We start from the raw sequence: 14,053 nt of genomic DNA on the forward strand, positions 1-14,053 counted from the left end.
AGACCGCATGTCCGCCCTGCCCTGGTTGCATCCTGATCGTGCCAATGCCCTGCTTGACGCGCTGCGCGAGCGGATCCTGATCATCGACGGTGCGATGGGCACGATGATCCAGCGCCACGGCCTGCAGGAGAACGATTACCGTGGCGAGCGTTTCGCGGGTGGCTACGACCATGCCCATGGCCCCGGCTGCGACCACGGCGTGCCGGAAGGCCATGACTTGAAGGGCAACAACGACCTGCTGCTGCTGACCCGGCCCCAGGTCATCGCCGACATCCACACGGCCTACCTCGAAGCCGGTGCGGACCTGGTCGAGACCAATACGTTCAACGCAACTTCGGTCAGCCAGGCCGACTATCACCTGCAACACCTGGTGTACGAGCTGAACAAGGCGGGGGCCGCAGTGGCACGCGCGTGCTGCGATGCAGTCGAAGCCACCACGCCGGACAAGCCACGCTTCGTCATCGGGGTGATCGGCCCGACCAGCCGTACCGCTTCGATCAGCCCCGACGTCAACGACCCGGGCTTTCGCAACACCAGCTTCGACGAACTGCGCGACACCTACCGCGAAGCCATCGAGGGACTGATCGACGGGGGCGCCGATACGCTGATGGTCGAGACCATCTTCGACACGCTCAATGCCAAGGCCGCGCTGTACGCACTGGAAGAAGCCTTCGATGCACGTGGCGCACGCCTGCCGGTGATGATCTCCGGCACCATCACCGATGCATCGGGACGCACCCTGTCCGGGCAGACCGCCGAGGCCTTCCACGCGTCGCTGGCGCATGCGCGACCGCTGTCGATCGGGCTGAACTGCGCATTGGGCGCCGCTGCGATGCGACCGCACGTGGAAACCCTTTCGCAGGTTGCCGAGTGCCATGTCAGCGCCCACCCCAATGCCGGCCTGCCCAATGCCTTCGGCGAGTACGACGAAACGCCCGAAGAGATGGCGGCCACCCTGCGTGGCTTCGCCGAGGATGGCCTGTTGAACCTGGTCGGTGGCTGCTGCGGCTCCACCCCCGACCACATCCGCGCCATTGCCGAGGCTGTGGCCGGCCTGCCGCCGCGCGCCCTGCCCGGCAACCAGGAGCAGCAGGCCGCATGAGCACGCAGTCGTATACCCGCCTGTCCGGCCTGGAACCGCTGGTCATCACCCCGGACCTGCTGTTCATCAACGTCGGTGAGCGCACCAACGTCACCGGCAGCGCCCAGTTCCGCAAGCTGATCAAGGAAGGCCGCTACGAGGAAGCCGTCGATGTGGCCCGCCAGCAGGTGGCCAGCGGCGCGCAGATCCTCGACGTCAACATGGACGAGGGCCTGATCGATTCGGAAGCGGCGATGACCCGCTACCTAAACCTGATCATGTCCGAGCCGGACATCGCGCGTATTCCGGTGATGGTCGACTCGTCCAAGTGGAGCGTGATCGAGGCCGGGTTGAAGTGCCTGCAGGGCAAGAGCGTGGTCAATTCGATCTCCCTGAAGGAAGGCGAGGCGCAGTTCCGCGAGCACGCACGCAAGGTGCTTCGCTACGGCGCCGCCGCAGTGGTGATGGCCTTCGACGAAAGCGGCCAGGCCGATACCTGCGCGCGCAAGGTCGAGATCTGTACCCGCGCCTACCGCATCCTGGTCGACGAGATCGGCTTCCCGCCGCAGGACATCATCTTCGACCCGAACATCTTCGCCGTCGCCACCGGCATCGAAGAGCACGACAACTACGCGGTGGACTTCATCGAAGCCACCCGCATCATCAAGCAGACGCTGCCGCACTGCCATGTCTCCGGCGGCGTCTCCAACGTGTCCTTCTCGTTCCGTGGCAACGAGACGGTACGCCAGGCGATCCATTCGGTGTTCCTGTACCACGCGATTGCCGCCGGCATGGACATGGGCATCGTCAACGCCGGTGCGATGCCGATCTACGATGAGCTGGAGCCGGAGCTGCGCGAGCGCGTCGAGGACGTGATCCTCAACCGCCGCAGTGACGCCACCGAACGCCTGCTGGAGATCGCCGAGCGCTACAAGGGCAGGAAGGGCGCGGCGAAAACTGAAGACCTCGGCTGGCGCGAGAAGCCGGTGGCGCAGCGCCTGGCGCATGCGCTGGTGCACGGCCTGGATGCGTACGTCGAAGAAGACACCGAGCTGGCCCGCCAGGCCTCCAGCCGACCGCTGGACGTGATCGAAGGGCCGCTGATGGATGGCATGAACATCGTCGGCGACCTGTTCGGTGCCGGCAAGATGTTCCTGCCGCAGGTGGTGAAGTCCGCACGCGTGATGAAGAAAGCGGTGGCTTACCTGCTGCCTTACATCGAGGCCGAGAAGTCACGCAGCGGCGATTCGGCCAAGAGCAATGGCCGCATCATCATGGCCACGGTGAAAGGCGACGTGCACGACATCGGCAAGAACATCGTCGGCGTGGTCCTGGCCTGCAACAATTTCGAGGTGATCGATCTGGGCGTGATGGTACCGGCGCAGAAGATCCTCGATGCCGCGCGCGAGCATCATGCCGACATCATCGGCCTGTCCGGGCTGATCACCCCATCGCTTGAAGAAATGAGCCACGTCGCACGCGAGATGCAGCGCCAGGGCTTCGACCTTCCGTTGCTGATTGGCGGCGCGACCACCTCCCGCGCGCACACCGCGCTGAAGATCGACCCGCACTACCAGGCCCCCACGATCTGGGTGAAGGACGCCTCGCGCGCGGTCGGTGTGGCGCAGTCGCTGATTTCGCGCGACCTGCGCGACGCATTCGTCGCCGCCAACGAGGCCGACTATGCCGAGATCCGCGCGCGCCACCGCAACCGCGGCGATGCCAAGCGCCTGGTTTCGCTGGAACATGCACGCGGGCAGAAGTTCCAGGGCGACTGGGACACCTACACGCCGCCCGCGCCCAACCAGCCCGGGCTGCATGTGTTCGACGACTATCCGCTCGCGGAGCTGGTCGACTACATCGACTGGACCCCGTTCTTCCAGGCGTGGGAGCTGGCCGGCAAGTTCCCGGCCATCCTCACCGACGAGATCGTCGGCGCCCAGGCCAGCGACCTGTACCAGGACGCCCGCGCGATGCTCACCCGCATCGTCGATGAGAAGTGGCTGACCGCCAAGGCGGTGTTCGGGCTGTGGCCGGCCAACAGCATCGGCGACGACGTGCGCGTGCAGCACCCGCAGGGCGAAACCACCCTGCACTTCCTGCGCCAGCAGGTGGACAAGCCAGCCGAGCGACCGGACTTCTGCCTGGCCGATTTCATTGCCCCGGCCGACAGCGGCAAGCAGGACTGGATCGGCGCGTTCGCGGTCACCGCCGGTATCGGCATCGACGCGCACGTCGCGCGCTTCGAGGCCGAGCATGACGACTACAACGCGATCCTGCTGAAGGCTCTCGCCGACCGCTTCGCCGAGGCGCTGGCCGAGCGCCTGCATCAGCGCGTGCGTACCGAGTTCTGGGGCCATGAGCGCGCCGAGACGCTGGACAACGAAGCCCTGATCGACGAGCAGTACCGCGGCATCCGTCCCGCACCGGGCTATCCAGCCTGCCCGGAGCACAGCGAAAAACGCCGCTTGTTCGACCTGTTGCAGGCCGAGGCCAATGCCGGAATGGAACTGACCGAGAGCTTCGCGATGCTGCCCACGGCCGCTGTCTCGGGTTACTACTTCAGCCATCCGCAGAGCCAGTACTTCGTGGTCGGACGGCTCAGCCGCGAACAGGTCGGCGACTACGCCCGGCGCAAGGGCGTGGACCGCGCCCAGGCCGAACGCTGGCTGGCCTCCAACCTCGACTACGACCCCGAATGACACACAAAGGGGACGGAGGGGATCAAGTCGCTTGTGCCGCAAACGACTTGATCCCCTCCGTTCCCTTTTTGCTTCATCATTCCGCGATGACCGTTCCCGTTGCCCGCCTCTCCAGCTTCTACCTGTTCTACTACGCGGCGCTCGGCGCGTTCACTCCGTACTGGAGCCTGTTCCTGACCGCGCGCGGCATGAGCGTGACTGCGATCAGCGTGATGATGGGGCTGTGGTACGCCACCCGCGTGGTCGCGCCCAGCACCTGGACCTCATTGGCAGCGGCTTCGCCACGACCGATCCGCCTGCTGCGCATCGGCTGTGTACTGACCCTGCTCAGCTTTGCCGCCTTCCTGCTGTCCTTGCCACAGCCGTGGATGTACCCGGCGATGGTGGTGTTCTGCTTCTTCTACAACGCGGTGATGCCGCAGTTCGAATCGATCACTCTCACCCACCTCGGCAGCGACAGCCATCGCTACGGACTGATCCGGGTCTGGGGATCGCTCGGTTTCATCGCCATCGTCACCCTGTTCGGCTGGCTGATCGAAGGTGACGGCTCGGCCAGCCGCGCCGGGCTGCTGCCCTGGATGATGCTGCCGCTGTTCGTCCTGCTGGTGGCGTCGGCCTTCAGCAACCAGTACGCGCGCGGCATCGGCAAGGCCGAGGGGGACGCCAGCGGCTTCTGGCAGATCGTGCGGCGCCCGCCGGTGCTGGCGTTCTTCCTGGCCGCGTTCATGGAGCAGCTGTCATTCGGCCCGTACTACACGTTTTTCTCGGTCTACATGGACCATCACGGCTACCGCACGTCCACGCTCGGCCTGTTGTGGACCGTCGGCGTGGTGTTCGAAGTCGGCGTGTTCTTCACCATCGGCCGCTTCTTCCGCCGCTACGACGCCAGCTGGATGCTGCTGATCGCACTGGTCAGTTCCTGCCTGCGCTGGGCCGTCACCGCGCTGTTCCCGGAAAACCTGCCGGTGATGCTGGTCGCGCAGAGCGCACACGCGCTGGGCTTTGCTGCCTTCTTCGCGGCCGCGATGCAGATGCTGGCGACCTACTTCCCCGGCCGCCTCAATGGCCATGGGCAGGGCCTGCTGTACGGCTTCTCGTCCGGTGTCGGCGGCGTGCTGGGCGCGCTCATCGCCGGCCAGCTGTGGAAGATCGACGATGGTCGCACTGCATTCCTGGCCGGCAGTGGTTTCGCCCTGGTCGGTGCGCTGCTGTGCTTCTTCGCACTGAGCATGCCGCTGATCCGTGCGCGTCGCAGCGCCGTGCACACCCGATAACGAAAACGCCGGGCAATGCCCGGCGTTTTCCTCATCCTGCAGTTCCGCTTACCAGACCAGGTCGTCCGGCACCTGGTACTGCGGATCCGCGTACGGATCTTCCTCGGCCGGCGCATTCGGATCGACCTTCAGCGCAACCGACGCGGCGAACACCGCTTCGGACTGTGCCAGCACCTCGGCGGTCACCAGCAGGTAACGGCCATTGAGCTGCACCACGCCCAGCTCACCGGCATTGAGCGCGGTCAGCTGTTCGGCCGTCACGTAGATGCGCTTGATCTTGCCGCCATACGGGAAGTGGCGGGCAATGTCCGCCGCTTCGGCATTGAGGCTCTTGTCCTTCAGCAGTTCTTCCAGCTTGGCCTTCGCCTCGCGGCGGACGCGTGCTTCTTCCTGCTTCAGGCGCTCGGTCTCGATGCGCTCTTCCTTTTCCTTCTGCGCACGGATGGCGTAGGCCTTGGCCAGGTCCATCTCTTCGGCGCTGCGCGGCTTGCGCGGGCCTTGCTGGCCGGGGCCACGCGACGGGCCGGGCTTGCCGGCGCCGCCATGGCCATGGCCACGACGCTCGCCGGGCTTGTGTTCGCCCTTGCCGGCGCCCTGCGGCTTTCCATTGCCATTGCCACCCTTGCCCTGCGGGCGGCCATCGCGGCGGGGGCCATCATTCTTGCGCTCGGGCTTGGGGGCGGGCTTGAAGCCCAGACCCATCAGCTGGTCGCGGAGGGTATCGCTCATAGGGTTCGGATCAGTAGTGCGGCGGCGGCGGTTCGCTCGCCGGATCGGAAGAGTTCAGTGCGTTGCGGACCTTGCCCAGGTCTTCCAGCAGCACGCGCAACACATCGGCGTTGCGCATGCCCTGCATGCGGGCATCGGCCAGCGCATCGCTCAGTTCGGCCAGCGCCTGTTCCTGGAAGGACACGCGCATTTCCAGCTCGACCAGGCGCGCTTCCAGCGCCTGCTCGCGTTCGGTTGGCAGCAGATCAGACATGCAGCGAGCGCCCCCGGCCGATGCCGTAGTAGGCCAGGCCTGCCGCTTCCACTTCAGCCGGCTCGTACAGGTTGCGCCCATCGAATACCGCCGCGTCCTTCAGCTGCTCGCGCAGCTTCTGGAAATCGGGGCTGCGGAACTGCTTCCACTCGGTTACCACGACCAGCGCGTCGGCCCCCTGCAGCGCGTCATCGGCACTGTTGCAGAACACCAGGTCATCGCGCTCGCCGAAGATCCGCTGCGATTCATGCATGGCTTCAGGGTCGTAGGCACGCACGGTGGCGCCCCCTTCCCAAAGCTGCGCCAGCAGGCGGCGGCTGGAGGCTTCGCGCATGTCGTCGGTGTTCGGCTTGAACGCCAGGCCCCACACGGCGAAGGTCTTGCCGCGCACGCCTTCGTCCTCACCCTTGTCGTAGTGACGCTGGATGAGGGCGAACAGATGCCCCTTCTGCGATTCGTTGACCGCCTCCACCGCGTTCAGCAGCTTCGGCTCCAGGCCATGCTGCTGGGCGGTGCGGGCCAGCGCCTGCACGTCCTTCGGGAAGCACGAGCCGCCATAACCGGCGCCCGGGTAGATGAAGTGCCAGCCGATGCGCGGGTCCGAACCGATGCCCTGGCGGACCTGTTCGACGTCGGCACCGACGCGTTCGGCGATGTTGGCGATTTCGTTCATGAACGAAATCTTGGTCGCCAGCATCGCGTTCGCCGCGTACTTGGTCAGCTCGGCCGAACGCACGTCCATTTCCACCACGCGGTCGTGGTTGCGGTTGAACGGCGCATACAGGCGACGCATCACCGCCACCGACTCTTCGCTGGTCGCACCGATGATGATGCGATCCGGGCGCATGCAGTCGGCGACCGCGTCGCCTTCCTTCAGGAATTCCGGATTGGACACCACGTCGAAGGTGATCTCCGCGCCACGTGCGGCCAGTTCCTCGGCGATGGCGGCACGTACCTTGTCGGCCGTGCCGACCGGTACCGTGGACTTGTTGACCACCACGGTCGGCACACTCATGTGCCGGCCGATGGTGCGGGCCACGGCCAGCACGTACTGCAGGTCCGCGCTGCCATCCTCGTCCGGCGGGGTGCCCACCGCGATGAACACCACCTGGCCATGCTCGATGGCGGCCGCCGCATCGGTGGTGAACGCCAGCCGCGACGCGGCATGGTTGGCCCTCACCATCGGCTCCAGGCCCGGCTCATAGATCGGGATGATGCCCCGGTTGAGGCCATCGACCTTGGCCTGGTCGATGTCGACGCAGACCACCTGATGACCAACGTCGGCCAGGCAGGTGCCGGTCACCAGCCCTACATAACCGGTACCGAAAATCGCAACGCGCATGTCCGTGCAGGCTCCGTGGTCGCTTACGGCAGGACGCCCAGCAGCTCGACGTCGAACGTCAGAGTCGCGTTCGGGCCGATCGGGCCGCCCGGGGTGCCGTTCTCGCCGTAGGCCAGGTTGCCCGGAATCCAGAAGCGGTACTTCGAGCCCACTGGCATCAGCGCGACGCCTTCGGTCCAGCCCTTGATCACCTGGTCCAGGCCGAACTCGGCCGGCTGGCGGCCGTAGGAGCTGTCGAACACGGTGCCGTTGAGCAGCTTGCCTTCGTAGTTCACGCGCACCTTGCTGCTCGGCAGCGGACGCTCGCCGCTACCCGGGCGGATGACCTGGTACTGCAGGCCCGACGCGGTGGTCACCACGCCCGGCTGGGTCTTGTTCTTGGCCAGGAAGGCATTGCCTTCTTCGCGGTTGGTCTGCGCGGCGGCGGCGGCCTTGGCCTGCATTTCAGCCTGCTTGCTGCCCATGAAGGCCTGGATGGTGGCGGTCGCGTCAGCTTCCGTCATCTTGGGCTGGCCCTTGTTCAGACCGGTGCTGATCGCGTCAAACAGCGAGGCGACGTCGATGTCGTCCTTCAGCTGCGCCAGCGACGGACCGACCGAGTACGAACCGATCATCTGCGACACCTTGACGCGATCGACCTTCGGCGGCTGCGAACCCGGCGCAACGCCCGGTACCTGCTGGCCACTGCGGGCCATCACCACCTGGCGCAGGGCAGCATCGGTGGCCTTGGCCTGTTCCTGGGTGATCTGCGGCTGCAGGCCTTCGAACGAACGCTCCACCGCGGTACGCAGGGCGGCAACGTCGATCTCATCGGCAATCGGGGTGAACGACTTGGCCACGTCCAGGCCGATGGCGTAGCCGAGCTTCTGCTTGGGGGAATTCAAGGTTGCGGTCTCCTTGGCGGCTGCGGGGGCAGCCGGTTGTTGCGACAGAGCGACACCCGAAGTGCCCATCGCCAGAATCAGAACCGACGCCGCGGCGCCGCGCATTCCCATCTTCATTCGCTGCATTCCTGGAAGTGTCTGGGCGCCGACGTCGGCGCGAAAAGAAACATTGTCGCACGCATGCCGGAGATGTCGAGGCATGCGTGCCGGATATCAATGCGTGGCCGCTGCGGCCAGTGCCTTGTCGATGGCCGCGGTCAGCTGCGGGTCGTCCGGCGTGACCTTGCTGGCGAACTGGGCGATGACCTTGCCATCGCGGCCGAGCAGGTACTTGTGGAAGTTCCAGCCCGGCGCGACGCCGGTCGCAGCGGTCAGCCGCTGGTACAGCGGCGTGGCCTCGGCCCCGACCACGTGCACCTTCTCGAACATCGGGAACTTGACGCCATAGGTCAGCGTGCAGAAATCCTGGATCTGCTTTTCGTCACCCGGCTCCTGGCCCTTGAAATCATTGGACGGGAATCCGAGCACGGCGAAGCCGCGGCCGGCATAGCGCTTCTGCAGCGCCTCCAGGCCTTCGTACTGCGGCGTGTAGCCACATTTGCTGGCGGTGTTGACCACCAACAGCACCTGCCCGTGGTAGCGCTGCTGCAGGTTGACCTGCTGCTTGCTGGCCAGTGGCCGGTACTCGAGGTCCAGCAGATCGGCCGCCAGGGCACTGGCCGAACCAGCAACACCGGCCACGATCAGGGCCAGCAGGGACAGGCCGCGCATGCGGCGCGGGGAAACGGTCGACAGGGGCATCAGGAACAGTCCGCGGTAGCCATTCACAGGGCCCGGCCGCTACCGGCCGGGAATCGGCCGAACTATAGCACCGGGCCCCTGCCGCCCTGATGGCGCAGGCCCGGGATGGCTTTGCGCGGCGTGGCGTTTGCCTGACCCGGCCTGCGAGCGCACCGCAGTGATGACATCGCATGGACATCACTGAATGGAAGCGAGATCGAGCCCTTGCCGCACAACAGATTTATTTTTCTTTATAATCAATAGCTTGATTGAATATTTCGGTGATATGACCACCCCTGCCATCAGTTGGGGTCGGCAAGGTCTTGCACGGCGGCGTGCCGGTGTTATAGTTGCATACAACACCAGTCACCTGAGACAGGGGGAAGCCATGAACACCCGGATGCATCGCAAGCTCACCGCGCCTGCGGTCACTGCAGTTTCCACCCTGCTCGTGCTGACCTGGCTGGCCGTGCCCGCCTCCCCCGCCACCGCACTGCCCTCCGCCAGTGCACAGGACACAACCGCTTCGCCGGCAGGGAACGCCGACTCCTCCCCCCCTCCCCCGCGTCGGCTGCACAGCTCCCTGTCCATGCCGTATTTCTCGTTCGCCCAGCCGCTGACCCCACGGAGCTGAATATGAGCGACATCCAGTGGAGCGACGGCGCTCCCATCTACCGTCAGTTGAAGGAGCGTGTGATCGCCATGATGCTCGACGGAATCCTCAAGCCGGGCGATGCCCTGCCTTCGGTGCGCCAGGTGGCCGCCGACTATCAACTCAACCCCATCACCGTTTCGCGCGCTTACCAGGAACTGGCCGATGAAGGCCTGGTCGAGAAGCGCCGCGGCCTGGGCATGTTCATGACCGAGCAGGCGGCCACGCAGCTGCGCAGCAGCGAGCGTGACCGCTTCCTCAACGAAGAATGGCCGGCGGTGCTGGAGCGCATCCAGCGCCTGGGCCTGAGCCTCGACCAATTGCTGCCCCAGGGGAAAGTCTGATGAATAGCACTGCAAGCGAATCGGTCATCACCGCCCGAGGCCTGCGCAAGGCCTACAAGACCACGGTCGCACTCGACAATGCCAGCTTCAGCATTCCGAGCGGACGCATCGTCGGCCTGATCGGCCCCAACGGCGCGGGCAAGACCACCGCGTTGAAGGCCATCCTCGGCCTGACATCGGTGGAAGGTGAGCTCAATGTGCTCGGTCGCGACCCGCGGCTGCACCGCGACGAGCTGATGAACGACATCTGCTTCATCGCCGACGTCGCGGTGCTGCCGCGCTGGCTGAAGGTGCGCGAAGCCATCGATTTCGTGGCCGGCGTCCACCCGCGCTTCGACCGCGCCCGCTGCGAGCGCTTCCTGGCCAACACCAAGCTGCAGCCCAAGCAGCGCGTGCGCGAACTGTCCAAGGGCATGATCGTGCAGCTGCACCTGGCACTGGTGATGGCCATCGATGCCCGCATCCTGGTGCTGGACGAGCCCACCCTGGGCCTGGACATCCTGTACCGCAAGGAGTTCTACCAGCGCCTGCTGGAAGACTACTTCGACGAGCAGAAGACCATCATCGTCACCACCCACCAGGTGGAAGAGATCGAGCACATCCTCAGCGACGTGATGTTCATCCGCGATGGCCGCATCGTGCTCGATGCGGAAATGGACGACGTCGGCCAGCGCTACACCGAGCTGCTGGTCAATGCCGACCAGCTGGAAACCGCCCGCGCGCTGAAGCCGATCGACGAGCGCAGCCTGGCGTTCGGCAAGACCGTGATGCTGTTCGATGGCGTACCACGCGACCAGCTTTCGACCCTTGGCGAGACCCGCATCCCGGGCCTGGCCGACCTGTTCGTCGCCATCATGAAGGGGACCTACGCATGAATGCCGTCAACCACCCCGTCAGTCCGCTGGGTACCCTCCGCTGGCTGCTCAAGCGCGAGTACTGGGAAAACCGCGGCGGCTTCCTCTACGCGCCGCTGATCGCCGGCCTCATCTCGCTGGTGATGAGCAGCATCGGCATCGCCTTCGGCCTGTTCGCTTTGAACCGCGCCGCACGCAGCGGCGGGCTGCATGTCGATGGCGAAAGCGTCAACGTCAATGGCCTGGACCTGGCACTGCTCACCCGCAACATCAATGGCAAGGACCTGGCCGACCTTGGCAACGGCCTCGACCTGACCCTGGTGCTCAGCTCGGCCTGGCCGTTCCTGGTGCTGGCCTTCGTGGTGTTCTTCTATTGCCTGGGCGCGCTCTACGACGACCGTCGCGACCGCAGCATCCTGTTCTGGAAGTCGCTGCCGCTGTCGGACACCCAGACGGTGCTGTCCAAGGTGATCAGTGCACTGATCATCGCACCGTTGATTGCCGTGATCGCCGGCATCATCACCATGTTCGGCTTCATGCTGGTGATCAGCCTCGTTGCGCTGTCCCACGGCGGCAGCCCGATGACGCTGATCTGGGGTCCGGCCAGCCCGCTGACCCTGGCCGCCGGCCACCTGGCCTGGATCCCGGTCTACGCCCTGTGGGCGCTGCCCACCGCCGGCTGGCTGCTGTTGTGCTCGGCCTGGGCGCGCACCAAGCCGTTCCTGTGGGCGGTGATGCTGCCACTGTTCGCCGGCGTCATCATCAGCACCACCAAGGTCATGCCGCTGATCGGGCTGACCACCGGCTGGTTCTGGCAGAACATCGTCGGCCGCCTGCTGCTGGGTGCCGTTCCGGGCATGGACCTGGTGTACCGCGTAGGCGTGAACAATTCGCACAGCGACCTGAAGTCCATCGCCTCACTGCTTGGTCCGGGAGCACAGCTGAAATCGCTGGCGATGCCGGAACTGTGGATCGGTGCCGCCGTCGGAGCAGTGTTCATCTTCCTCGCCATCCGCCTGCGCAAGCGCGCCGGCGAGATCTGATTCCATCCACCTGGAGGCACCACCCATGCGTTCCCTGCTCGCCTGTTCCGCGTTGTTGCTGTTGCCGCTGTCGGCACTCGCTGCCGATGCCCCGAACTGCAAGTTCACTGCTGCGCGCACGTTGAAGCTGGATGTGGCCGGTGCCCGGGCGGTGGTGTTCGAAGTCAACCAGCATGACCTGAAGATCGTCGCCAGCAAGGGCGGCGGCCAGCTTGACGGTCGTGCCTGTGCCTCCAGCCAGGAGTGGCTTGATCAGCTGGTGCTGGACCAGCGCAAGGAAGGCGACAAGCTGGTGGTAAGCCTGCGCCGCGAAGGCCGCAACAGTGGCATCAGCCTCGGCAACAGCTACGCCTGGCTGGATATCCGCGGCAGCGTGCCGGACAACCTGCCGCTGCAGCTCAAGGTCGGCTCCGGCGACGCCAGCGTGGAGAACGCACAGTCGCTCAGCGTGGATGTCGGCTCCGGTGATGCGGTGGCCCGCGGCACCCGCGGCGACATCCATGCGGCAGTGGGCTCGGGCGACCTCAACATCGATGGCGGTGGTTCGCTGAACCTGCTGTCGCTGGGCTCCGGCGACGTCAACGTGCGCAACATCAGCGGTAACGCCAGCACCGGTACGGTCGGCTCCGGCGACCTGAAGATCAGCGATGTGCGCGGCAATGCCCGGCTGGACACCGTGGGCTCGGGCGACATCGAGTTCAAGCGCGTGCAGGGCAGCGTTGAAGTCGGCGTGGTCGGCTCCGGCGGCGTCGACCTGGCCGACATCGGCGGCGATGTGCGTGTCCGCAGCCACGGTTCGGGCGACATCCAGGTCGACGGCGTGCGCGGCAGCCTGACCGTCGACCACAGCGGCAGCGGCGATGTCGAGCACCGCAACGTCAGTGGCAGGGTCACCCTGCCGCGCGGCAAGTAACCTCTTCCAGACACGTCCAGGGGACCACCATGAAGCTGTCGCGCCTGTTGCCCGCCACCCTGCTGTGCCTGCCGCTGATCGCCTGCGGTGGCACTTCCTCCCCAGCCGACAAGAACGTCGGCAAGAGCGTCGCCGAAGCCACCAGCGGTGTCGGCGATACGGTCAAGCAAGCCATTGACGATGCCCATAAGGAGATCATCGAGGGCAACATCAAGATCTCCGCCGACCAGCAGCCACGCGCTGAAATCACCCCGGATGGCCGCCTGCTGATCGCGGGCAAGGAAATCACCGCCAATGACACCCAGCGCCGCCACCTGCAGGAATACCGTGGCCACGTTGTGGCCATCGCGATGGACGGCATGGATGTCGGCCTGGCCGGCGCCAAGCTGGGGGCCAATGCGGCCGGTGAAGCACTGAAGGGCATCTTCAGCGGCGACAGCGAAGGCGTGGAGAAGCGCATCAACGCCGAAGCCGCAAAGATCGAGGCCCAGGCCAAGCGCATCTGCGAACGCCTGCCGGCGATGCTGGCCAGCCAACAGGCACTGGCGCGTGAACTGCCGGCGTTCAAGCCGTACGCAACCATGGACCAGAGCGACGTGGACGACTGCGGCAAGAACAACTCGGTCACGTTCTCGAAGTGAGACAAATCAGCGCACCCGGCCGCCCCTGGCATTCCACGGTCGGCCGGGCCGCGCTGGCGGGCTTACAATGGCGGCCCCGGACGCCCCCGAACCGAATGCCATGAAGAAGTTGTTCCTGCTGCTGGCCGCCCTGCTCTGCCTGGGCCTGGCCGGCTGTGACAAGGATTACCGCAACCACCGCGCCGAGCGCGGCAAGCCGAAGATTTCCGTCAGCGAAGGCATGGTCACCGTGCGTCGCCCGCCTGCACCGAACATCATCATCCTCGGCGATGGCACGATGAAGGTGGACGAGATCCAGATCCCGCTGGACGACGCGCAGAAGCAGATGCTGCAGACCATGTTCGGCAAGCTGCAGGTGCTGCGCCAGAACACCCTGGTTGCCGCCCCGGCCGACCCGAACATGCAGCCGGTGAAGATCCAGCCGCCGGAGGGCATGGAGGTGATTCCGGCAGACCTGATCCAGCGCATCCCCGAATTCAAGGACTACACCGACACCTTCGGCAACATTGTCGCCGACCGCCGCTGAAGAAAAACGCCGCCCAAGGGCGGCGTTCCTGCGTG

Annotated in this window: 14 protein-coding genes; 9 read left to right on the forward strand and 5 right to left on the reverse strand. The window is 65.6% G+C overall.

The genetic code is table 11. The annotated features are described in order from the left end of the window. Nucleotides 1-7 precede the first annotated feature (7 nt). The 3 genes from AC5P7U_RS10015 (at nt 8) to AC5P7U_RS10025 (ending at nt 5,057) form a co-directional block, all read left to right on the forward strand. The gene (locus AC5P7U_RS10015; protein ID WP_006453030.1) at nt 8-1,102 is read left to right on the forward strand and encodes a homocysteine S-methyltransferase family protein; all 1,095 of its coding nucleotides are present in this window, start codon (nt 8-10) and stop codon (nt 1,100-1,102) included. After that, nucleotides 1,099-3,783 carry a methionine synthase gene (metH, locus tag AC5P7U_RS10020; RefSeq protein ID WP_197564207.1) on the forward strand — a complete coding sequence of 895 codons (2,685 nt, stop codon included), beginning with the start codon at nt 1,099-1,101 and terminating at the stop codon, nt 3,781-3,783. The genes AC5P7U_RS10015 and metH overlap by 4 nt, the downstream gene beginning before the upstream one ends. Nucleotides 3,784-3,869: 86 nt before the next feature. Continuing rightward, nucleotides 3,870-5,057 (forward strand): MFS transporter, encoded by a 1,188-nt coding sequence (locus AC5P7U_RS10025; RefSeq protein ID WP_197564208.1) that lies wholly within the window; start codon nt 3,870-3,872, stop codon nt 5,055-5,057. Nucleotides 5,058-5,105: 48 nt separating this feature from the next. Here AC5P7U_RS10025 and AC5P7U_RS10030 read toward each other — a convergent pair whose 3' ends face one another. From AC5P7U_RS10030 to AC5P7U_RS10050, 5 genes are all read right to left on the reverse strand, one after another. Then, on the reverse strand, nt 5,106-5,786 hold the full coding sequence (locus tag AC5P7U_RS10030) for a DUF2058 domain-containing protein (RefSeq protein ID WP_053450239.1): 681 nt from the start codon (nt 5,784-5,786) through the stop codon (nt 5,106-5,108). A 10-nt stretch (nt 5,787-5,796) separates the two neighbouring features. Next, nucleotides 5,797-6,039, reverse strand: coding sequence for a SlyX family protein (locus tag AC5P7U_RS10035; RefSeq protein WP_005410256.1), 243 nt, complete (start codon nt 6,037-6,039; stop codon nt 5,797-5,799). After that, on the reverse strand, nt 6,032-7,381 hold the full coding sequence (locus AC5P7U_RS10040; protein ID WP_197564209.1) for a nucleotide sugar dehydrogenase: 1,350 nt from the start codon (nt 7,379-7,381) through the stop codon (nt 6,032-6,034). The genes AC5P7U_RS10035 and AC5P7U_RS10040 overlap by 8 nt, the downstream gene beginning before the upstream one ends. Nucleotides 7,382-7,404: 23 nt before the next feature. Then, on the reverse strand, nt 7,405-8,382 hold the full coding sequence (locus AC5P7U_RS10045; RefSeq protein WP_053450241.1) for an FKBP-type peptidyl-prolyl cis-trans isomerase: 978 nt from the start codon (nt 8,380-8,382) through the stop codon (nt 7,405-7,407). Nucleotides 8,383-8,478: 96 nt separating this feature from the next. Further along, a complete protein-coding gene (locus AC5P7U_RS10050; protein WP_414554705.1) occupies nt 8,479-9,036 on the reverse strand; it encodes a glutathione peroxidase in 558 nt (185 codons plus the stop codon). Nucleotides 9,037-9,681: 645 nt separating this feature from the next. Here AC5P7U_RS10050 and AC5P7U_RS10055 point away from each other — a divergent pair. The 6 genes from AC5P7U_RS10055 to AC5P7U_RS10080 all read left to right on the forward strand — a co-directional run bounded on the left by AC5P7U_RS10055 (nt 9,682) and on the right by AC5P7U_RS10080 (nt 14,018). Then, the gene (locus AC5P7U_RS10055; protein WP_197564211.1) at nt 9,682-10,041 is read left to right on the forward strand and encodes a GntR family transcriptional regulator; all 360 of its coding nucleotides are present in this window, start codon (nt 9,682-9,684) and stop codon (nt 10,039-10,041) included. Beyond that, a complete protein-coding gene (locus AC5P7U_RS10060; RefSeq protein ID WP_164086345.1) occupies nt 10,041-10,916 on the forward strand; it encodes an ABC transporter ATP-binding protein in 876 nt (291 codons plus the stop codon). The genes AC5P7U_RS10055 and AC5P7U_RS10060 overlap by 1 nt, the downstream gene beginning before the upstream one ends. Next, nucleotides 10,913-11,938: an ABC-2 transporter permease gene (locus AC5P7U_RS10065; protein ID WP_006453097.1), complete on the forward strand. Its 1,026-nt coding sequence runs from the start codon at nt 10,913-10,915 to the stop codon at nt 11,936-11,938. The genes AC5P7U_RS10060 and AC5P7U_RS10065 overlap by 4 nt, the downstream gene beginning before the upstream one ends. Nucleotides 11,939-11,963: 25 nt before the next feature. Continuing rightward, nucleotides 11,964-12,851 carry a DUF4097 family beta strand repeat-containing protein gene (locus AC5P7U_RS10070; protein ID WP_006453098.1) on the forward strand — a complete coding sequence of 296 codons (888 nt, stop codon included), beginning with the start codon at nt 11,964-11,966 and terminating at the stop codon, nt 12,849-12,851. Between the two features lie 29 nt (nt 12,852-12,880). Further along, nucleotides 12,881-13,492 (forward strand): YggN family protein, encoded by a 612-nt coding sequence (locus AC5P7U_RS10075; RefSeq protein ID WP_197564212.1) that lies wholly within the window; start codon nt 12,881-12,883, stop codon nt 13,490-13,492. Nucleotides 13,493-13,592: 100 nt separating this feature from the next. Then, nucleotides 13,593-14,018: a hypothetical protein gene (locus AC5P7U_RS10080; RefSeq protein WP_197564213.1), complete on the forward strand. Its 426-nt coding sequence runs from the start codon at nt 13,593-13,595 to the stop codon at nt 14,016-14,018. Nucleotides 14,019-14,053: the final 35 nt, after the last annotated feature.

The organism is Stenotrophomonas sp. YJH_SMC_57 (genome assembly GCF_059369755.1).